Here is a 22,302-nt window from a genome sequence, read left to right as displayed (position 1 = left end):
CACTAACTAAGCAATCGGTTTGGGATCAAACATATCCTTATGGCATGGTGCACCATAGATGCAAACAGGAATCACCGACAGGCATGAAACTCAAATCACTTTCGCAGGAGAGAGTGTCAGCAGAGTAACTAGACTGCAGATGCAACAGCTATGCTTTTTAACGAAAATAAATTCTTTCAATATCATGCACGCGATAGAGAAATCAGGACCTCTCAGGCAGGTCTCAAGGCGCGAAAAAGAAATGTGGTTTGATAACACGCATGAATTTGGCACGAGTAGCCTGACGCTAGCTTAATTCCAAACATCAAAGAGGCTCAAATCAGCTCGCGGATCGGTTCATTTCCCTGATCCACCAGATACTGCGGCGTGCCGCTGGTGTCGAAGATGCGGGTGCCGTTCAGGTCCAGACCGATGTTGTGATACAGCGTCGCGAAGACTTCTTGAAACTTGATCGGTCGGTCGATCGCGTACTCGCCTTTGCGGTTGGTCTTGCCGATCACTTGACCGGCATGCATGCCGCCGCCCGCCAGCATCGCACACGAAACTTTCGGCCAATGGTCGCGGCTGTTATTCTGATTGATCTTCGGCGTCCGTCCGAACTCTCCCCAAACCACGACGGAAACATCTTTGTCGAGACCCCGTTCGTGCAGGTCGGTCACCAACGCAGACAAGCCCTGATCGAGCAGCGGAAACTCTTCACGCGACTTAGGAAAATTCATGCCGTCTGGACCATGCCAGTCCCAGCGACTGTAATTCAGCGAAACAAACCGCGCCCCTGCTTCGACCAGACGTCGGGCTAGACAGAAGTTTTCGATCATCCGCGGCGCACCGTCACGCTGGAAGGTTTCATCACTCTTGCCGTAGCGAGCGAGAATCTGCGGGTCTTCTTTCGATAGATCCAACGCATCCGCCAGTTGCGGCGTGGTCAGAATATTCATCGCCTGCTGCGCGTAAACGTCCATGCTTTCCATCAGTCCCGAGGTGTCGGCTTCGCGACGGAACGTATCGAAAGCACGCTGCAACTTCACCCGATCGCGTAATCGTTCGAGCGTGATCCCCTGCAATACCATATTTTCCGGCGAACTGCGGGCCTTACGACCCACCAGATTAAACGGCGCATGCTGCACTCCCAGGAAGCCTCCTGTACCGGGTTCGCCCCAAGTGCCGTTCCCCGTTTTATACATCAGCGCCACATTCGACGGGACCGCCGCGTTGACGGGGCCCTGCAGGTTCGAGACAAACGCACCCGCTGCCGGCCAGCCTCCGGGAGGCTGGCGACTGCCAAACTTTCGCCCGGTCATACACTGATATGCGTCGTGTCGGCCATCGGCGTCGGAAATCGAACGCACCGGAATGAACTTATCCATCATCGCAGCCATCCGCGGGAACAGTTCACTGATCTGAATCCCGGGCACGTTGGTTGGAATCGCGTTGAACTCGCCACGAATTTCGGTCGGCGCTTCTGGCTTGGGATCCCACAGGTCAATGTGTGACGGCCCGCCAGGCAGGTAAATATTGATGATCGCTTTGTGATTGCTGCCCGTCTTGTTTGCGGTTTCGGCCTGTAACGCACCCGGAAGCGAAATCCCGCCCAGAGCCATGCCCCCGATTTTCAGAAAGCTGCGGCGGGAAACACCATCACAAAATTGACCGTTCTTCGCGGTCGGTTTTCCAAGAATCGTCAGCATAGAATCTATTCCCTGGGTACAATGAAACAAAGCACCATCGAATCAACATAAATACACATTGATATGATAACGGAGTTTGTTTTTTTAATCAAATGCAATCGCACAAAGACCGTGTGTACACTAAGCCACTTCTGACATGTGTGTATTTTCGTGTCTTTCGTGCTTTTTATGGTAGAAAAGTCAAAACCCCATTGCACAGAATCAATCCCTAGATGACTTCCCATTTCAGCAGAAAATCAAGCTGCCGCAGGCCATCTAAAGCCTTTCTGAAAAATTAGGCTTGGCAAAGATAGTCTGCAAGAGTATACTTTCCCCTAGACGTGGGCCATTCTTTTAGAAGCTGCGTCAAAACGGTCGGAACCAAGCGAGTAATGTGGTCCCCTGAGTAGGATCCATTTTCTGACCAGAAAGGGTCTTTTTGCAGAGCTGGATCCTCTTGTAACCCTTTCTACTTGTGTAGCGTGTTTGCTACACACTAATGCTACCAGTCATCGGTTGTGTTAACCGCTGTCGAAAGCAACCGCGTCGTTGTGGACGCACTGAATTCTGTGATTTTCTTGTTTATCCAGAGTTCCCACAGAAGCGACGTTTGCTTTTGGTCATGCCGGTCCAACCTGCTTTACCTGAGTAAATACCTGAGGAGCCGGTAAACTGTTTGCCTGCTCGCGCAATACATTAAATACTGCGCTGTTGCTACCAGGCGGAATCGAATACCACTCCACAGTGGATCTCCCGCAAATAATATTGAAAACACCAACCAGCGGCTGACAGACACAAAGAAGGCACTCCTTCTCAATTGATTCTGAGAAATCAACACTCTGGCAGCCCAACTTTTGAAACACTCCCACAAGGAAAACCATTGAATACTTTTCAAGAACTCGAATTAATTGAGCCAGTACAACGAGCACTGGCCGAAGAAAACTACGAAACACCAACGCCTATTCAGGCGCAGACCATTCCCGCCGCTCTTCAAGGACACGATATCCTCGGCTGTGCTCAGACCGGCACCGGGAAGACCGCAGCACTGGCGCTGCCGATTCTCAACCGACTGGGAAAAAACAACCGCAAAGCGGCCCCCAATCGTCCCATCGCACTCGTACTGGCTCCGACACGGGAACTGGCAATTCAGATTGGCGAAAGCTTCGAGACCTACGGTCGGCATCTCCGATTACGACACGTCCTCGTCTATGGCGGCGTCAGCCAGGGAAATCAGGTTCGGGCATTGAATCGGGGCGCCCACGTTCTGGTCGCGACACCGGGTCGATTACTCGACCTGATGAATCAAGGCCACATCAAACTCGACCAACTGGAAACGTTCGTGCTGGACGAAGCCGATCGCATGCTCGATATGGGCTTTCTTCCCGACCTCAAACGCATCATCAGCCAACTGCCGGCACAGCGTCAATCGTTGTTCTTTTCAGCGACGTTAGCTCCTAAGATCACCGAACTTGCACAAAGTCTGCTGAAAAACCCGGTCACTGTCAACGTGACACCCAAGACTTCCAGCGTTAAAAAAATCAAGCAGCAACTGATGCATGTGGAATACAACAGAAAACAACCACTCTTACAGAAGATTCTCGAAAGCGACAATGTAGAACGGGCTCTGGTTTTCATCAGAACCAAACGCACGGCAAACATGCTTGCCCAACGGCTCATGCGAGCAGGGTTCAAAGCAACCGCCATTCACGGCAACAAATCACAGAACGCACGGCAGCAGGCTTTGGAAGCATTCCGCAGCAAAAAAGTGCAGGTTCTGGTAGCCACAGATGTCGCCGCGCGAGGAATTGACATTGATGGCATCACGCATGTAATCAACTTCGATCTCCCCGTAGAAGCAGAATCCTATGTGCATCGCATCGGCCGCACCGGACGCGCCGGAGCAGATGGAATTGCCATTTCGTTCTGCAGTGGTAACGAACGTAATGAACTGCGGTCCATTGAAAGATTGATCGGTCATAAAATCCCCGTCTCAGCCGAACATCGACAGTCTGATGTGAAGGCCGTCGAAGGTGACTTAGAACCACGCACCCGCAAAGGTTCCCCCGGACAACAACGAGCCGGCGCAAAAGGCGCACGTCCAGAGCGAAGAACCACGCGTCGTCGTTCCGCCTCTGCAGCCGCCGCAAAAGCCAAACCGAAACAGGGACAGAAACGAACCAAGTGGCGACATCTTAAGCCGAATGCGAAACAAGCAAGTTCAAGTTAATGATCATTCTGCTGAAATCAAGTTCCCCCCCTCTATACTCATTAAGGAGAGTCACTATCGCAAAAAATCAAAACACCTTCGCCAAACGTCAACGTGAAGCAGACAAAAAAGCAAAAGCGGAAGCCAAGCGAATTCGTCGCAATAAGCTGAAGGAAGGTGAGATCGTGATTGACCCGCACTTTCAACACGAAATTGATCGCGAGCCGATAAACGAGTCGGACGAGCCGAACTGACTGTGAATTTCGCACTATAAATAAAAACACCAAAAGCCGTTTGGCTTTCGGTGTTTTTTTTGCGCATTGAGATTCACAACTGCAAGACAAACTTAGCGTTTGGTTTCCGTCACTCTCAGACAGCAGTCAACCGGACAGACATCATGGCTGGCCCCCATCGCACCGAGCGCTGGTCGCTCGTCTGTTCCACTGCTGCGTTCTTCAATCAATTCACGGATCATCGTGATAAAGCGGGGATGCACGCCCACCGTTTTCGCGCGCACCACGTTGATTCCCAATTCGCTCCCGACATCCTTCGCTTCCGTATCCAGATCGAATAACACTTCCATATGGTCCGACACAAACCCGATGGGAACAATCACCACATCTTCGACGCCTCCCCCTGCTCCTAACTCTTTGATAAAGTCGCAGATATCAGGCTCTAACCAGGGTTGGTGCGGCGGGCCGCTCCGGCTCTGATACACCAGATGGGCTGGATGCCCTCCCAATCGTTCGCTGACCAGCCGCGCAGATTCTTTTAACTGCACTTCATATTTGCATCCCGCAGACATCGCCAGCGGAATACTATGCGCCGAATACAGAATCGTTGCTGTATCGCGTCGCGCTGCGGGAATCTCGTTCAACGCTTCTTCCGCACGTTCGACGGTCGCTTCAATAAATCCGGGATGATTAAAAAACACGCGCAACTTATCAATTTCAAGCGCCCCTGCTCCGACCTGATCCTGAGCCCGCTGAATATCTTCGCGGTACTGACGGCAGCCTGAATAGGAACTGAAGGAAGACGTAAAAAACGCTAACGCCCGCTTGACTCCTGCCTGTTTCATTTCCTCCAGTGTATCCGCCAGATAAGGAGTCCAGTTGCGGTTTCCCCAATAAATGGGGAGATGCGGCCCGTGTGCAGCCAGTTCCTGCTCCAGCGCGTCGATCAACGCCCGGTTCTGCGCATTGATCGGACTCACGCCTCCAAATTGTTGATAGTGTTCGGAGACTTCCAACATCCGTTCGCGTGGTACATTTTTCCCACGCAGCACATTTTCTAGAAACGGAATCACATCAGCGGGGCCTTCCGGACCACCAAACGAGACAACCAAAATGGCATCATAAGCATCGTTCATCAAAGATTTTCTTTCCTGGCGACATTCATCTTGCTGGGGTTCTGATTTCAATCCTGATAACGACTGGGTCAGTCGAAAAACTGTTGATTGGGTTCAACATGATACTTTGTAGTCTGCAGATCACAAATTGCCACTCTAAACTCTAAAATATTCATAATACCCGACCAGCTAAGCATTTAGCACTCTCAAAGACTATTTGAATGTTCAATGCAACCAGAAAGTTCTGCCGGTCCGGGAATCAGTCTGTCCCTGTTGTTTTTTCGAAACATCACTGCATATATCACTTGATCAGAAGTCATATTCGTCCGGTTTTAATGATTGTAGATTACGGAAATGTGATGACTACTCTCGAACCAGATTTCTCACCAGATTTCACCGATCCGAATTTAAGCCAACGGATATATATTATCATAGCGAAGTGTTATCAGCGCATCATTTGACTAATTTGAGACAGCGGCTCCTTCCCACTTTCAGGCAAACCAATAATGAATCCCCCCCGTGCTTTAGTAACTCCGGAAGCACCCGCTCTAAGTTTGGAGACGCTCCCGGAAAACGCTGGCACCACCCGCTTTTATTATATGGACTCCCTGCGCTCGATTTTAATGATGCTAGGAGTCGTCTTGCACGGTGCGCTGATCTATTCCACCGGCGACCACTGGATTGTGTCCGATTCGCACAAGTCCGAATTTTTCAACGTACTCGGCGCTATTATCCATGCTTTTCGCATGCCCACTTTCTTTATCATCGCCGGCTTCTTTTCGATGATGGGCCTTAAAAAATATGGCGTCGGCACGTTTACCAAAGTCCGTCTCGTTCGTATTCTGGTCCCGTTATGCTCGACCGCACTCTTCATCAACACGCTTGAGCTCTATTTCAGAACCACCGTCATTCAAAAACAGCCGATGTCGTTCACACACTTTGTGATCTACGAACTCCCACAAAAATGGATCTCCGGGGCCTGGGTCTCGCACCTCTGGTTTCTGTTGACACTGCTCCAGTTCTTCGCCGTCGGCATCGCACTCTTTGCGCTCTGCAGCCGCGTTTCGGAAACGGGCCGACTCAATCGCATTCTCACCCCATTTCGAAAAAACTGCTATTTTCTATTATTACTCCCCTTCTCTGATCTCGCCTGGAGCGTTCTCGACAAAATTGTTCCGGAACTCTCACATGGATCGCATTTCCATGGGCTGTTCAACACCGAAGATTTCATTGTCTTTCTCCCCTACTTCCTCGTCGGCCTCTGGCTGTATCGAGATAAGAAACTGCAACAGGCCTTTCATTCGATCGCCCGCTGGGAATGGTACGCACTGGCCCTTTCTCTCGTGGCACAATACGTCGAGTCAAATGCCCACGGCTTGAACCCGGAAAGTGTGTTACGCATTTATTCCGCCAGCCTGACCTGCGCCCTCTCCAGCCATATCTGTTATGTCCTGTTCTATCGATTTATGAATCAGAATTCCCAATTTTTTCGTTATCTTTCCGATGCCTCGTATTCGATCTATCTACTGCATCATATCTGCGTGATTGTGTTCGGCTATCTCCTGCTGAATGTCAGTATCGCAATCGGCTACAAATTTCTGGCCGTCGAAATCGCCACAATCTCAATTACACTGGCCATCCACCATTTCCTGATCCTCCGCTTCAAACCGCTGCGTTTCCTGTTTAACGGGAAATGAAGTCGCTCGCGAAACAGATTCCCCCTGTCCCTCATCACAGCGATTGTCTAAAATAACAGTCCGTTGTTATTCAAACTGACTGTTTCTGATTTTCTGACATGCCTGATTAGGGAAAAATGTGTCATGACGTTCTCGCAATTACCGCTGCTGGTTCTCGTTGGTTTCTCACTCACCACAATTCTCACCCTGATGAGTGGCTGTGAGAAATCGCTCACACAGGAAGACCGCCCCGTCTCCATCGCCGACGAACAGCCCCAACAACAGACGGCCCTCGTGGAACAGACAGAATCAAAAACCACCCCCGCTGCCCAGGAAGACACCGGTCTCGAAGTGGTCACCCTCGGCTCAGGCTGCTTCTGGTGTACCGAAGCGTTCTTCCGCGAACTCAAAGGCGTCAAGTCAGCCGTCTCCGGTTATTCCGGCGGCGCGGTTCCAAACCCGACCTACAAAGCGGTCTGCAACGGCACCACCGGCCACGCCGAAGTGATTCAGGTCACCTTCGATCCCAAAGTGATTCCCTTTACCGATATTCTCAAAGCCTTCTGGGAAACGCACGACCCGACGACGTTGAATCGCCAGGGAGCCGACGTCGGCACCCAGTACCGCTCTGCCATCTTCTATCACAATGATCCACAGAAAGCAGAAGCGACCGCGTACAAAAAACAACTCGACGCATCAGGCCAGTTCAAAAGCCCGATCGTCACCGAGATCACGGCCTTCGAGAAATTTTATCCCGCCGAAGATTATCATCAGGACTATTTCAAGCTCAATCCGAACCAGCAATACTGCCAGTACGTCATCCGCCCCAAACTGGAAAAATTCCGCAGCAAGTTCGCCGACAAGCTGAAGAAAGAGGAGAGTGGAGAAAAATAGCACACTGCTCATCCGACCAGACAAACAATAACCTTCGGGCCTCCGTAACCGGATCGTTTGAAAAACAGCTGTTTTCAACTGGCCTTTCCTCTGATTTCTCATCAGGTTGCAACGATCATACCTGACGGGTATCATCGTACTCTTACAGATTTCAAGTACTCTGAATCCAACGTTAGAGTCAATCCAGATGGCCCGGAATTGAGTGTTGAATAAAGAGCGATTCACTTTTTGGGCTTCAGGCAGATGGGGAAATTCCAAATGCAAAAGCCAACACTACTGGGCATCATTGTTCTCACATTGATTCCGACTGCCTTAATTGCAGAACTGGAACCATTCCGCTCACACAGCGCGGAAATCAACAGTGCGATCGAAAAGATCGAGCAATGCTGCAAGCGAATCCCTCAGTTGGAAGAACGTATCGTTGAGCAAAAGTCCGACCTGAAAGATCTGGCATCAGAGCTCAAGCAATTAAAGATTCAGCGCGATCGAGATATTAACGACCTCAAGAGCGGGCGTTACTGTAGCAAATGTAACAGAACGCCCAGTCAAATCTTGAAAGACACAAAGCAAACGTTTGAGGAACATTTGGATGATGTTTCCGGACGATCAATTCCTGCAGCCCCCTCCCGCATTCTTGCTGAAGAACGTAAGTACCAAAAAGCGATCGCCTCTCTCCAGAAGAAGTATGATCGCGCGAGCGACAAGTATTCGAAATCCCAAACAGACCTGAAACAATATGAAGTCCAACTCGAAAAAGCGGAGTCGGAATTTCGCGAGCTGGACTCAAATGAAAAAACCGAATGGGCCACTTATCAGCGAGAAAGCAATAAAGCAATCATTGCCCAAGAGAGTCGAGTAACGGGAATCGAGCAGACTATTCGTAACCTGCAAGAGGCAAAGGACGAATCTGGGAAGCAGGCTAAAGCAGCCGACAACGATATGGAACGTCTCAATATAATCAGAGCCGAACAGCGGAGAACCCGTGGCAAATTATACCTAGAAAAAAGCCGCAAGCGCATATTGGACTCCGAACTGGAAAAAGCACGCTCCAGTCTGGCTAATGAATTGAGTCAGTTCAACAAACGAAAATTGAGTGAGCAACGTCGCTATTTTGCTGCACGTGGCTCCTCCGCTACGTCCCTTGCCAAAATAGAGGAGTCTCCCTTTCAGTCGCAACAGAAGCAGCCCAGCCAGGTGCCAACAAAGCAGATGACTGCCCGGGAGCGGCGCGACCTGCAACGCAGCATGCAAGATCTAAAACTGGAAGGGCTAAACGGGATTGTTGACGAAATCGACTACGCCAAACTCTTCGACCAGTCAACGAACGCCGCCAACATCCGCAGTGTTCGCGATCCACTTCCCACCCCAAAGGATCCTCAAACTAAAAACTTCATGCAGTCTGTCAGAGATCGATTGAAACGTGCGGGCGGACAAGCCTCACAACTTGGCTCGGATCTGAAAGAAGGAGTCGATGAACTCAAACGAAAAGAAACGGAACTCAGACGCGCTGCCCAACAGAAAGAACTGGATAAGCTGCTCCGCGACCCTAGGGAAGAGGACGCGGCAAACGATAAGACATCCGAATCTTATCTGGAAAAATATAACAAGCGACTTGATGAACTGATTGAAAAGGCCAGGAAAAGATTAGAGAAAAAGAAGTCAGATCTATTAAAGCGGAAGAATGGCAAGTCTGAACAAGAAGATGCATCCAATGATTCGCTTGAAGACTCATTTGACAATTTCCTGCAGGAACTAGAGGCCGATCCAGACACTCCAGCGGATACTTCCAATGACGAATAATCAACGACGTTTCAAGTCACCTGCAAACCCAGCGCCAGTAATCGTACTCCTTCTCATCCTGTCGATCACTGTGGGTTCCCTTCAGACCGCTCCTCTTCTTGCCGATGAAAAGCAGAGCTCAAACTACGAAACGCTCATCAACAAGGTGCAGGAGTCACTCAAGAACAAGCAGTCCCTTGAGGCAATGAAATTTGCAGACCACGCGATTGAGAAAGATCCCACACAGTACGAAGCATTCAGCCTGCTCGCGATCGCTGCCACCCAGTTGGGACAGAAAGACATCGCAGCAACGGCAATCAGTCAGGCCGTGGGACTGGCCAATCGAGAGCAGCGACTGAAGCTGTTCCCGATCTGGCGAAAAATTGATCCAGACGGTGCCAAGCAAGCCGCGCAGGTGCGTGCGGATAAAGGGACTTCCGCATACGCAGATGGGTTAGCCTTTCAAGCGGCCCAGCAATTCGAGGAAGCATGGCGAATCAATCCTGAAGAAACAGCCTGGGGACTTCAATCCGCTCTCGCTTACCTGGAAATCAAAAAATACTTGCTGGGAATCCCCTTGTTAAGAGAAGCAGCACTCTCACCCGATGACAAAGTTGCTGCGAAGGCGGATCAACAATTACAGCAGATCAATGCCCTGATTGAAACCATTTACAAAGAGCGAATGGACAATGCAGCGCAGCAATTTGAAGCCAATGACATCATTGCGGCTGAAAATAATTGGATGGAAGCGATTGAAATCAATCCCTTTCGCCCAGACGCCTATTATGAACTTTCCAAATTCTATCTTGAACAAGATGAGCAAGAACAGGCCCTGAAAGCATTACGACAGGCAATCCGATACGGTGATCGCGATCCCAAACGCGTGCTCAATAAGGATGCCTTAATAGGTCTCTGGGGGACCCCCGAATACTTGAAGCTGATTGAAGGAATGTACGGCCCGGGTGAGCGGAAACGGATTACTGAAGAATACAAGGCAGAACTAAAGCTTGAAGACCCTGACTATGATCTGGCGCTCAAGTTATATATTGGTGATGGTGTCACCATAGATGAAGGCCGGGCCAACAAACTGTTTCGCAAAGCCGCCGACCGAGGCCATGCACTGGCTAAAACCTTTGTTGGTGACAGTTATAATAACGGTGATTGGGGTATTCCCCTGGATCAAGACGAGGCGATTCGCTGGTATCAGCAAGCAAGACCTGCTCTCAGTTTTCTGGCAAAACAAGGTAACCCTGTCGCGCAAGTTCAATATGGACAGATCTATGACATGGGATTAGGAGTGGAAAAGAATTTTTCCGTAGCAGTCAAGTGGTACCGTAGGGCAGCCGAACAAGGATATGCCAGGGCGCAGTATGCCCTGGGCCGAAATTATATGGCAGGCGAAGGCGTCGCACAGGATAAAGCGGCTGCGATCAAATGGTATCGCAAAGCGGCAGAACAAAACTATGCCAGAGCACAGCACGAACTGGGATTTTGCTATTCTGCTGGAATAGGAGTAGAAAAAAATGATTCCAAAGCAGTCGAATGGTATCGCAAGGCGGCAGAACAGGGACTCTCCTCTGCTCAGAATAAGCTTGGTTTGAGATACACCTCTGGAAAAGGAGTCAAAAAGGATTACATAGAAGCGCTCAAATGGTATCGCAAAGCCGCCGAACAAAATCATGCGGGGGGACAATACAATCTTGGTTATTCCTTCAAGTCTGGCGAAGGAGTCACCAGGAATTACAGTGAAGCGATGGAGTGGTTCCAGAAAGCAGCCAGGCAGGGACACGCTGATGCACAACACAATGTGGGAACCATGTATTATCATGGCTTAGGTGTCACCAAGAATTATACGACTGCGATGAAATGGTATCGCATGGCAGCGGAGCAAGGTCTCTCAAAATCGCAGAATATTCTTGGCGAAGCGTATCAAAATGGCGAAGGAGTCAGCGTCGATGATTCTGAAGCATTCAAATGGTTCCTTAAAGCTGCGGAACAAGACCATGTAGATGCGCAAATGTATTTGGGTTATCGATACTACCATGGAAAAGGGACTCCACAGGATTATGGAGAAGCGTTAAAGTGGTGGCGTAAGTCAGCGGCAAAAGGTCAGGTAGAATCGCTACATAACCTTGGTTGGATGTACTCCAGTGGAGAAGGAGTCACAAAGAATTCTGTCGAAGCAGCAAAATGGTATCGCAAGGCAGCAGAACAAGGTTTTGCGCTGTCGCAGTTCAGTCTCGCAAAGAAATACGCAAATGGTGAGGGAGTCCCCCAGAATGACACCGAAGCAGCAAAATGGTATCGCATGGCTGCAGAGCAAGGTCACTTAGATGCACAGAACAACCTTGGTATCTGTTTTTCTAAAGGAAAAGGAGTGCCACGAAACTATACCCTATCCGTCAAATGGTATCGCAAGGCGGCGGAACAAGGTCACGCATGGGCACAGAACAATCTTGGATATAAATACAAAAATGGTCAGGGGGTCACAAAAAATGAAGCCGAAGCGACAAAGTGGTTCCGAAAGGCTATCAATGGTACTGACGCCGCGGCTGCAACCTCTGCCAGAAAGGGATTAAAATCAATGGGATATACACCATAATCAGCCTCCGTTACTTCAATCGCAGATCACAAATACATATACTGCTTTCACTACAAATATTTCTTTTTCTTAATCTGGTTCACAGACAGTAAGGAGACTGACCCGATGAAATACGTATTACTCTTCACCATTCTGATCGCAGGTTGCGCCGATAAAGCGGCTGAGAAAGCAGCGGAAAAAGAAGTCAAGCAGGCAGAAGTCGATTCCACCGTCGCGCTCGGCGAAGCATCAGCCGTTGATCTCAGCACAGCAGATCTTCCCGTTCCGGAAAACATGAAAGTCGACTCTGCAGCGTTAGAAACAATAAAAGCCAAACTGGACTGCGAAAAGTGCGGCATCAAACGAGACGACAAATTCGAAAGTAAAACCAGCCTGCGCTACGACGTTGACTGCGACGAAATCAAATACATCGTCACCTACGACCCCGAAAAAAACGAAGTACTGGAATCGAAGCCGGTTGAGAGCAAGTAAAGCTGGAATGAAAACCGGGACCCATGAAGGCTAAGTACTACACGTTTAACAACGATTTCGACGTAGGAATTGCGCCCCAACATCAGACCATGGGTAGCACATACGACTACGACGCGCCCGATTCCGTGTATCAGCTTCCGTTCGATGGTCTTCCCGATTTTGAACCCGACTTCAACACAATCTTTCTCGATGATCGCGCGATCGTTACCGATCTGATCAGCTCTGCGCCAATCCGTAACTGCGGCTGGCTTATCAGTGGACGATTCCGGGCCATCATTGATTCGTTCTCAATGCCCCTTCATCGGTACTACGCGGTGCCTGTTGTACATCGCGGACAGAAGATACCCGATTACTGGTGGCTACAACTGCCACACCCGAATATAACTATTCCGCCAGACGCATCAGCTGCAGAAGCAGAAGAGATAATTCAATCGTGCAACACGCTTCGCGATGCTGCTATGTTCTGCCTGTATCGACCACCGCGTTTTACCTACTGCTTCGTGCAGAAAGATCTGAGAACTGCCATTGAGGACGCGGGAATCACTGGCGTGCGGTTTGGGACTTCACGGCTATTCCGTTAGTCACCTGCAATGCCACACAATACACCTGAGAAAAAATCAGGGGCAAATCAAAAATTGGCGGTAGGGACACCAAAAAATTCATCAATGGGTTGTGCACAACAATAAAATTGATTGTGCCTGTTATAGAAGTTCTCACCTTTCTATCCCCCGAAATTGCGGTAAAACCACCTACTCTTTCAGGGTTTTACCTCACCACATGTTGCAAGTACGCAACCTATACTTTGTTATTCCGTAAAAAAGTTCTCCCAATGCCTGACGGACATGCAGAAGCCAACATGAGACGAATACGAAGCAACTAAGCAGCTTCGAAAAAAGGCTCTCCCAGCGATGCAAAGTATAAGGGAGTGGTGAAATAATTTTTCCTTTCTGATTCGAGAGTGAAAGTAGAACTGAGTTAATCATGATTGAACTCGAACGAAATCGTAAGCTCGATGAACCTTCAAACGACATGCACGCAAACTTATTTTCTGGTTTGATGCAGCAAGTCACGCAAGGGGCAACACTGGATACCGTGTTGAATTCAGTTTACGACAATTTCAACTCGATTTTGCCATTCAATCGAATCGGATGTGCCTTGGTCGACGAATCAGGAGTACGAGTCGTTGCACGCTGGTGCCGTTCCGAGAAAAAAGTGATACTCGGCAAAAATTATAGTGCCCCACTGAAAGGCTCTTCACTTCAATTTGTGTTGGAACAAAACCGCCCCAGGATTCTGAATAACCTTGAAGAGTACCTTCAAAAACACCCTCACTCTGTATCAACGCGTTTGATTGTGAATGAAGGAATTCGGTCTTCTTTCACATTTCCACTGACTGTCGAAGGGCACGGTATTGGGTTCCTGTTCTTTTCGAGCATCGAGACGAATGCATATTCCAAAGCGCACCTTGCCTTATTCAAAGAAATCGCAGGTTTGCTGTCGCTGGCAATTCTGATTGCATCACAGCGGAAACAAACGACCAAATCACATAACGAATACATTTCTCTGCTCAATCGACTTATCAGCTCTGCCTCTCCCCGCTCAGAACATGTCGTTCAGTTAGTGAGTGATTTAGCACCAGGGCTGAGTCCTAAACACATCGAACACTATGAAACTGCGGCAATCCTGATTGAAACTCGTGATTTTATTTCTACAACTAATGATCGCGAACACGAAGACATCGTAGAAATCATTAATCAAATCTCGGAATTGGAAACCGTTTCCACAATTATCGAGCTGTTCGATAATCAGAATGACCTGTTGTCGCTCAAAATAGACAGCATTCGAAACGAGCCACTTTCACTTGCCGCCAACCTGATCAGAACAGTCCAAGAATACAAAAATCTCGAACACACCCATTCATCAAACCATTTGCCCTTCGAACATTTACGCAGGCAACCAGAAGTCTTTGCTCCTTTTATTGTCGATGAATTGGAACAAGCTATCATCGCGTCGGTTAGTGAAACGACCCAACGAGTCTCAATTAAAGAGCTGGTTGACGGCATGATATTCAAGGAGCATGTCGTTGCTTCCGATGGTGCGATTCTCGTTTCCTCTCACCACATCGTGAACGGGCACATCAGGGAACGCCTGGAGAATTATGGAAACAATGGTATGCGCGTCATGGAACCGTTACTGGTAACATGCCCACCAGAGATTGCGACCAAGAGTAAGCTGCGTGGCCCGAAGCGAGACCGCCGAAATCTCTGTTCCGCGGCTCGTTGATTTTTTCCGCCTTGTGAATCAAAGTCTACATGACCTCATTAAGAATCCCGACAAAGCGATAGAAAATAGAGAGCACGCTGAAGAAAGAGTGCATACAGCCTGTGTCTAGATTTACTGCAGCGTCTCCAGAACCATTCGGATGAGATTCACAGAATGAGAGACGCTATAATCAAATAAAACGTACCAGAAAAAATAGGGCCGGCAGGACTCGAACCTGCAACCAACAAATTATGAGTTTGCTGCTCTAACCGATTGAGCTACGGCCCCAAGTTGTTTTCTGGTCATCGTTTATCTTACACACTCCCAAGGCGGTTTGAAATGAATTCCGGCCTCGGAATATTCGTGAGGTGAAAGGCGATAGCTTAATGCAGACCCCGTTGACTGTCAAAGCATTGAGACGGGAAAGGCGTAATACAGCCTAACTTTCCGCCAATTTAACGCCTCTGTTGCAGTCTGACACCCGACACGGTAAACAGGATCGTGGGCACACCTGTTTTCTTCCGAAATTATCCTTCTATTGACGGAGGCCTGCTTCGATGATGCATCGCCGCTCACTCATGCACTTGCTCCTGTTTTACATCGGCTGCCTGCCCGCGTGCCTCTCCCCTGCACTGGCAGAAAATCAGACTGCAGAACGAATCCCCTCCGCTCCCATTCGTGTGGGCACCGTCATCGGCGGGCACATTCACCCGGCCCTGTGTCGCGCGGCCAACGGCGATCTGCTGGCGGTCTACAACGAAAACGGGGGCGGCGGTAAAGAACTGCTGCTTTCCCGTTCGACCGACGGCGGTTTACACTGGTCAACCAGCAAACCCATTCCCAGCATCAAAGACTGCTCGATCTATCCCGGCTCGCTCACCACACTCAAGAGTGGTGAAATTGTTTTACACTGGTCCTGCTATCGCATTGAAGACAAACGCCGCTGGCGCGTGCCCCAGTTTTGCACATCGAAAGATAACGGCGTCACCTGGTCCCCCGTTACAGAAATCCCCCTGGTTGATCTGACGAACTATACCTGCCTGCGACATCCGATTCTCGAACTCGATGCAGACCGCTGGGTCTGTCCCTTTTATGATCGTACGGTCATTTATCACCGCCAAACAAATTCCGTCTTCCCGTTTGGTGATGGCCGAAATCATGGAATGGTGCCGCTTGTGCGGACAACCGAGGGAACATTCATCAGCGGCGCGCCGCAAGCCCGTTCCCCCGTCCCCGTCGGCAAGCCGGGACAGATGGTGTATGGCCTGCGTTCCACTGATCAGGGGCAAACCTGGCAGGCGTTGAACAATCTCCCCTACTTCGGCGTCGCCGGTTATGACTTGACGGTTCTGAAAAACGGAACCCTTGTGCTGACTTCAATTCTGTACGGCGTCGGCCGCGACGACGAATGGGCGTTTGAACTGACACTCTCGCACGATGCGGGTCAGACCTGGGACAAAACGAATTCGGTGATCATCTATAATCCGGGGCGTCCCATCAAAGGTCGCGGCTGGCCACGCACGGTTCAAATTGATGAGCGCACACTGGGTACGCTGTTCTATGATCTCGATCCCAAACAGCCAGGAGGCCCGGGAGTCTTTTTTGTTCGCACGCCTCTCGCCGCGTTTCAGCCGAGCGTAACAGACTAATTCGTCGTGCGGGCAATTTGACTCGACCGCCACGCTTCCGCATACAGGGCAAATCCGATCTGAACCTGCTTGGCGGCGTCTTGCAATAATTTTGTCATTTCAGGATCAAAGGGAGATTTCCCGCCTGCCCTGAGCAGACTGGCCGCCTGCTGTGAAACTGCCAGATCATAGTTCGCCAGACTCTTTAACAGTGCGCTGAGGTCCCCCTTGTGCTCTTTCACGAGTCGTTCCGCATAGACATATGCGGGCGTTTTTTTACCATCGCCGTCCGCGTCAATCCAGACCGCCCCTGTGGAACCAACCACATGTGATTTATATTCCGGAGAATCCGGCTGATACGGTTTGGCGAGCGGCCAAGACGGCGAAGTTACGCCGGGGCCCGTCGCAATCGCGACCAGATGACAATCATGCGGAAACTGCTTGAGCTTCCAGGTCCCCTGCCATTTCACGCCTCTCTGCGGTTTTGAATCATCGATGTCCTCTCTACGAATCAACTCTCCATTCGCGTACAGGCTGATCTGATCCGCCGCCACCCACCCCGGACCTGATACGGTGAGACTTACTTCGAGATCTTCAGACGCAGGCACTAAAGTTCCCGGCCCATATTTGCCGTTTACCTTGATCTGCGTAAAGAGTCCATAAGAAAGCAGCACCTTGCCGTCCACGAAGTTTTGAATGGTCTGACTCACATCAATCTTGGACGGATCTTTATCTTCTGCTTGAATGTAAGTCCGCGCCTGCCCCACGATATAACGGCTCACATCATGCGAATCGCTGCAGCCCACCGGCGTTAAGAACACACCCCGATTCAACATACCAAACCAGTCGTGATACAGTTGCATGAAATCGGTTTGCGTGGCGCCCGAATTGATAATTTCCATCGCGTTCGCCCGCAAACGCCAGCCATCCAGGTTCTCGCCGGTTTGACTCAGATGATTCTTGCGATCAAAGGGGCGATACTTCGAGTGAATATCGCGCGCATGATTCAAAATCGCCACTTTGACGTTTGGTGTCTCGTAAATGCTTTCAAATATCCCGTCCCAGTTGGGCAGTTTATAATCGGGTATCGGCCCCTCTGCCTGAACGGGAAACACATTAAAGTGCCCCCACTTCGTGGTGACTTCATTCCCGATGACGGGCGTAAAATACTGCCGCACTTTTAATTTTCGGGATAACGGTTCATAGTCGATTTGCTTGTTATGATCGGTGGCGATCGGGAATTCAATCTGCTCGCCCGCCAGCGTAATCATCCGCTCGGCCATTGAACTGTCGCCGTGTCCCGAATGCGTCAGCGTATGAATGTGCGTATCACAGCTTACATACCCAGAGGTATCTACTTCGCGATTGATCTTGAGCTGGATTTTTTTCATATCGCGGGGCTGTAATTTCACCCGCTGAAAATCAACGCCATATTCAAAACCCCGCCCGGCTGCGATGAGATAATCACCAGCCGGCAAGCGAAACCGGGTTTTCCCCTCACTGGCATAAATCACTCCCGTCCGAACCGCCTGCTGTTTATTCGACTCAGCCGTCGTCGCCACCAGTGTCCCGTCTGAATTCATAATCGTAATCCGACAGGGAAGTGGCTGCTTCGATGCTCCATCCACAACTTCAATCACAAGAAACGACTCAGACAACACATCCCGTTTCGGCTCTGCAAAGTAGACGATTTCTCCCACGCGAATATCATCGGGGATCTGCTTGCCCGCCTGATAGATGCGTAGCTGATTTTTCTCTGCCTGCATAGTTTTAGGAGGAACCGTCAGCAACAGTTGCTGATCATTGGCGTCCGGAACGAGTTTGCCGAGCACGGTGCCGTTCAGTTCGACATTCCAGGTCTGCTTCACATCCTGCTGTCGTAATAAAAGCGTGCCTTCCTCTTTATTCACGCCTGCCTGCACGGGAAGCACCAGTTCTTTCAGCGACGATGTCTCCGGAAAGGTAGCCCATTCGCGATCGCCTGAACTCCGCAGATGGAACATCTTCGAACGAACGCGAATCAAATCGTCGGCGATGGTTGTTCCTTGAATGAGCAGGCAAATCATCGCCGTCAGTAATATTCGGAGTTTCATAACACAGAGCAACTTTCACAAAAGTAGTTTGAATGCGGCTGCACGACTACCAAACCATTAATGGCCGGCGGTCTCTTTTTTGGTACTTTGCAGCAGATACGCCAGCAGGTCATGTAATTGCTGCGGCGATAAAATTTCCAGCAGATTCGCCGGCATCAAGGAGAGCGGCGACTGTTTCTGTTCTTCAATCTCCTCTTTGGAAATCGTAAATTCCTTCCCTTTATTATCAACGAACACCAGCACGGCTCCCTCTTCCCGCCGCTTCAGGCCCGAAAAAACGCGCCCTTCATCAGTGAGAATCGTCAGCGTACGGAAGTTGATATCCACCGACCGATTCGGATCGAGCACGTCTTCCAGCAATCGTTCCAGCCCTCGATTGCCAATTCCGTCTAACTGCGGCCCGACCACGGCCCCCTTGCCCGCCAGTTGATGACAGACGGCACAGTTCTTCTCAAACACAGTCTTTCCATTTTCAAGCGAGACTTGAAACGAGGCATGTGATTTCAAATGCGTGGCGATATTCTCCTGCGTCTTTTTCTCACGAGGTGGCAACGCACTGATTAATTTCTGCAGACGTATTTTCAATTGGGGATCAGCCGCCTGTTGAAGCTGATTTTGAATCGCCGGCTCGGTCAACAGTTGAGGCGAGACGATGCCTTTCTCTGCATACGCCACCAGTTGTTCGGCTCCCTGCGGCTGTTTGGATAACGCTTGCGCGAGTTGTGTCTGCAAACGAGAAGGATAACGTTTAAACGCCTGTTGAAACAATGTATCACGCTGATCCACCTGCCGCTGGATGACTGCCTGTATTACCGTTTTTTGAAAAGCGTCGTTGCCGGGAACCGGACTGACGGGGAGCGGAAACAGTGGTCGAAAGGCATCAGTTCCATCCAGAGTGATCACCGCCAGCACCAGTTCATTCACCAGACTCGGATCAAGGCGTGCTTCTGACAGTAGTGTCACCAGTTCCTCGCGTGCCGCACCAATCTGGAATTCCCGCACTAGAAACGCAGCCGCCGATAAGTGATTGATCTGTTGCTGCAAACTCTGTTGAGGAACAGAAACTACGGCTGGCTCAAATCGCCCCACGGCTAACCAGGCAAACGCCTTGCCGGCATCACCATCAACAATTTCCAGATAACCCGATTCGCCTGCATACTCCTTGAGATCCCAGCTCACTTTTTGCGCCAGATCATTCCGCGGTGCAGAGACACGTGTGATAACGCTGTGATCATTCGATCGTTTCAATTGCACATAATTCTGCCCATGATCGGGTTGATCCGGAAAGCCGACATGGCCCGCCACATAAAACTCCAATTGGGCGGGAAGCTTAAAATCAGCGGAAACCAGTTTACCGGTAGCCCGTTCTCCCGCCGGTAAGCTGCAGAAAAAGGGAGACGCCTGATTGCCATCGGCAGACGCACGTTGTTGCAACGCCCAGGGGTTACCAGTCGCCTCTTTCCCTACAGGCACATTGATCCATTGCAGCGGTTGGTCGGCATTCGACGCCAGCAAACTATCCGCCAGGGCAACCGCCCATTCTGTTAAGGCACGGTCATACTTCAATCCCTTTTGCCGATATCCCTGCAGAATCGCCTTGATAATTTCGACTTGTAGATCGAGATTACCGGCTAATTTAGTTCGGCCCAACTCGATAATCTGCGGCAGTTTTTCTGCTGGTAAATAACGGACGATGTGCCGGAAGTAGTCGGGGAATTCCCGCTGATCAACCTGTTCTGATTTCAGATATCGAATCAAATACAACGCCGCCTGTTCCGTCGGTACGGCCAGAGAAAGCTGCGCCAATTCTTTGTGCTGCGGCGATTTTAACGACGCCCAATCCAACTGCTTAAACACCAGCGGATCACGAATCTGCAACATCAAAGCGCGCCGCACGACATAGTCCAGATGATTGTCTTCCGCAGGAACCCTCTGCCGTAATGCAAACAGAGGCTGAATGTTTTCCAGCTGCGGATGCAAACCGAGGGCTTCCGCGGCCGCCCGTTGTACGAACGCATTTTCATCTTCCAGATCACGTACCATCTGCAAACGGTTCTGTTCGTTCCAGGAAGCTTGTTCGGCCAGAATTTTCGCCACATGAATCCGCACCAGTCCTGAAGGACTTGAGACGGCCTGAGTAATTAACTCATCAGTCAACGCGCCCAGTCGATACAAGACCCACAGTGAATGCACCACAATCGTCGGCTGTTTCGCTTCTAGGACAGCTTGCTGCAAAGGAGCTACAGCTTCCTGTCCCTTTTGATCCGAAAGATAATCGGTAATCAGCATCCGCGTCGTCAAATTTGAAGAACCCAGTAACGCAATCAATTGGGGCAGACTCAGTTTTGTATAATCGACGGGTGCGTGATCTTTGCCTTTACTCACAATCCGCCAGATACGTCCTCGATGCCGGTCCCGGCCCGGATGATCCAGTGGAACTTCATAGTGACCGATAATTTTATTGTAGAAGTCTGCGACATACAGGGCGCCGTCGGGCCCGAGTTGGACATCGACGGGTCGAAACCAAGGATCGGTGGTTGAGAGAAAATCGGGTTCTTCTTTCGCAACAATCGTCGAACCATGATACACGGGTGAATTGCGATTCAGACGACAGGTCATCACATTGCCGCTAAAGAAGTTGCCCTGATATTCCGGTGGAAACTGTTCACCGGAAATAATTCCGACGCCCGCAATTGCCGTCGAGCCATGCAGGTGCTCCATCATCGGTTTGACGAAGCCTAAGCCATCATGGGGCTTGCCGAAGCTCGGATAGTATCCGCCGCGCAAGATTTGATAAATCGGTTTGGAATGACAGTCCGCGGTAAACAGATTCCCCTTTTCATCGAACGTCGAACCAAAGGGGTTGACCTGTCCGTGAGTGAAATGTTCAATCCGCGATCCATCGAGCCGCATCCGATATGTGTTCCCCGAATGCATTTCGATTTTATGACCATCGCTGCCACTCACACTGGTCTGATTATTAAACCCGTGATTCGCATACAGCCAGCCGTCAAAGCCCCGCCGAAACGAGTTATTCATACCGTGCGTATCACGCTCAAAGCCCATCGGTCCGAAGAGTTTGGTCACCTTGTCGGCTTTGTCATCGCCGTCGGTATCTTCATAGAATTTAATATCAGGAATACTGAAGGCGATCACGCCGTTCTTATACGGATACAAGCCCATCGGAATATTGAGCCCTTCCGCGAATGTAGTAATTTTATCGGCCCGTCCATCGCCGTTGGTATCTTCCAGAATTTTAATCGTATCCCGCCCCTTGGTTCCTTGCTTGACGGGATAAGGGTATTCGGAAGAATCGGTAATCCAGAGTCGACCTTTGATATCAAACGCCATATTCAACGGTTTTTGAATCTCGGACTCGGATGCTACCAGTTGTATTTCGAACTCAGGTGGCAGCGTGAATGCCTTTAATGCATCCTGCGGTGAGAGTGGCTCGGTGGGACGAATGAATTCGCGAAACGGATCTTTTTTTTGAGCAGAAAGCGAGTCAGTCGTGAACAGACAAAAGCCCATCGCCAGGAACAACAGGTAGAGCGCACCGGAAGTTTGTTTCATTGTTGATTCACCTACATTGTTGAATCACCTAAAGGTGAAGAAATAGAAAAACCCGTCTGCCGTGTTCACTTTTCATGAAACAGGAGACGGGTTCAATCGTAAA

General features: G+C 50.1%; 14 protein-coding genes and 1 tRNA gene. 10 read left to right on the top strand and 5 right to left on the bottom strand.

The features are described from left to right. Window positions 1–314: 314 nt before the first annotated feature. Window positions 315–1,688: a DUF1501 domain-containing protein gene (locus AAC022_RS24270; protein WP_339735362.1), complete on the bottom strand. Its 1,374-nt coding sequence runs from the start codon at window positions 1,686–1,688 to the stop codon at window positions 315–317. An 859-nt stretch (window positions 1,689–2,547) separates the two neighbouring features. Between AAC022_RS24270 and AAC022_RS24265 the strand changes: the two genes are divergently transcribed. Both AAC022_RS24265 and AAC022_RS24260 read left to right on the top strand, forming a co-directional pair. Next, window positions 2,548–3,894 carry a DEAD/DEAH box helicase gene (locus AAC022_RS24265; RefSeq protein ID WP_339735360.1) on the top strand — a complete coding sequence of 449 codons (1,347 nt, stop codon included), beginning with the start codon at window positions 2,548–2,550 and terminating at the stop codon, window positions 3,892–3,894. After that, window positions 3,894–4,127: a hypothetical protein gene (locus AAC022_RS24260; RefSeq protein WP_339735358.1), complete on the top strand. Its 234-nt coding sequence runs from the start codon at window positions 3,894–3,896 to the stop codon at window positions 4,125–4,127. The genes AAC022_RS24265 and AAC022_RS24260 overlap by 1 nt, the downstream gene beginning before the upstream one ends. Before the next feature lie 92 nt (window positions 4,128–4,219). Here AAC022_RS24260 and AAC022_RS24255 read toward each other — a convergent pair whose 3' ends face one another. Beyond that, window positions 4,220–5,242, bottom strand: a complete 1,023-nt coding sequence (locus tag AAC022_RS24255) for a ferrochelatase (protein ID WP_339735357.1) — start codon at window positions 5,240–5,242, stop codon at window positions 4,220–4,222. Between the two features lie 485 nt (window positions 5,243–5,727). Here AAC022_RS24255 and AAC022_RS24250 point away from each other — a divergent pair, with 485 nt between their 5' ends. From AAC022_RS24250 to AAC022_RS24220, 7 genes are all read left to right on the top strand, one after another. Then, window positions 5,728–6,918: an acyltransferase family protein gene (locus AAC022_RS24250; protein WP_339735355.1), complete on the top strand. Its 1,191-nt coding sequence runs from the start codon at window positions 5,728–5,730 to the stop codon at window positions 6,916–6,918. Between the two features lie 123 nt (window positions 6,919–7,041). Next, entirely contained in the window at window positions 7,042–7,791 is a 750-nt protein-coding gene (gene msrA, locus AAC022_RS24245; RefSeq protein WP_339735353.1) for a peptide-methionine (S)-S-oxide reductase MsrA, read from the top strand. A 258-nt stretch (window positions 7,792–8,049) separates the two neighbouring features. Beyond that, window positions 8,050–9,591, top strand: coding sequence for a hypothetical protein (locus tag AAC022_RS24240; RefSeq protein ID WP_339735352.1), 1,542 nt, complete (start codon window positions 8,050–8,052; stop codon window positions 9,589–9,591). After that, on the top strand, window positions 9,581–12,172 hold the full coding sequence (locus AAC022_RS24235) for a hypothetical protein (RefSeq protein ID WP_339735350.1): 2,592 nt from the start codon (window positions 9,581–9,583) through the stop codon (window positions 12,170–12,172). Before AAC022_RS24240 ends, AAC022_RS24235 begins: the two co-directional genes overlap by 11 nt. Window positions 12,173–12,277: 105 nt before the next feature. After that, window positions 12,278–12,643: a hypothetical protein gene (locus tag AAC022_RS24230; RefSeq protein ID WP_339735347.1), complete on the top strand. Its 366-nt coding sequence runs from the start codon at window positions 12,278–12,280 to the stop codon at window positions 12,641–12,643. Window positions 12,644–12,666: 23 nt separating this feature from the next. Next, window positions 12,667–13,224 carry a hypothetical protein gene (locus tag AAC022_RS24225; RefSeq protein WP_339735345.1) on the top strand — a complete coding sequence of 186 codons (558 nt, stop codon included), beginning with the start codon at window positions 12,667–12,669 and terminating at the stop codon, window positions 13,222–13,224. A gap of 400 nt (window positions 13,225–13,624) precedes the next feature. After that, a complete protein-coding gene (locus tag AAC022_RS24220; protein ID WP_339735343.1) occupies window positions 13,625–14,926 on the top strand; it encodes a GAF domain-containing protein in 1,302 nt (433 codons plus the stop codon). Window positions 14,927–15,119: 193 nt separating this feature from the next. Here the strand turns inward: AAC022_RS24220 and AAC022_RS24215 are convergent. Further along, window positions 15,120–15,193: transfer RNA gene (locus AAC022_RS24215), tRNA-Ile, on the bottom strand. Between the two features lie 269 nt (window positions 15,194–15,462). Here AAC022_RS24215 and AAC022_RS24210 point away from each other — a divergent pair. Then, entirely contained in the window at window positions 15,463–16,554 is a 1,092-nt protein-coding gene (locus AAC022_RS24210) for a sialidase family protein (protein ID WP_339735341.1), read from the top strand. Here AAC022_RS24210 and AAC022_RS24205 read toward each other — a convergent pair. Together AAC022_RS24205 and AAC022_RS24200 are read right to left on the bottom strand one after the other, a co-directional pair. After that, window positions 16,551–18,626 carry a CehA/McbA family metallohydrolase gene (locus tag AAC022_RS24205; RefSeq protein ID WP_339735339.1) on the bottom strand — a complete coding sequence of 692 codons (2,076 nt, stop codon included), beginning with the start codon at window positions 18,624–18,626 and terminating at the stop codon, window positions 16,551–16,553. The genes AAC022_RS24210 and AAC022_RS24205 overlap by 4 nt on opposite strands. A 57-nt stretch (window positions 18,627–18,683) precedes the next feature. Continuing rightward, the gene (locus tag AAC022_RS24200; protein WP_339735337.1) at window positions 18,684–22,199 is read right to left on the bottom strand and encodes a PVC-type heme-binding CxxCH protein; all 3,516 of its coding nucleotides are present in this window, start codon (window positions 22,197–22,199) and stop codon (window positions 18,684–18,686) included. Window positions 22,200–22,302: the final 103 nt, after the last annotated feature.

The organism is uncultured Gimesia sp., assembly GCF_963976445.1.
Taxonomy (GTDB): Bacteria; Planctomycetota; Planctomycetia; order Planctomycetales; family Planctomycetaceae; genus Gimesia.
This window is presented reverse-complemented; position numbering and strand designations above follow the sequence as displayed.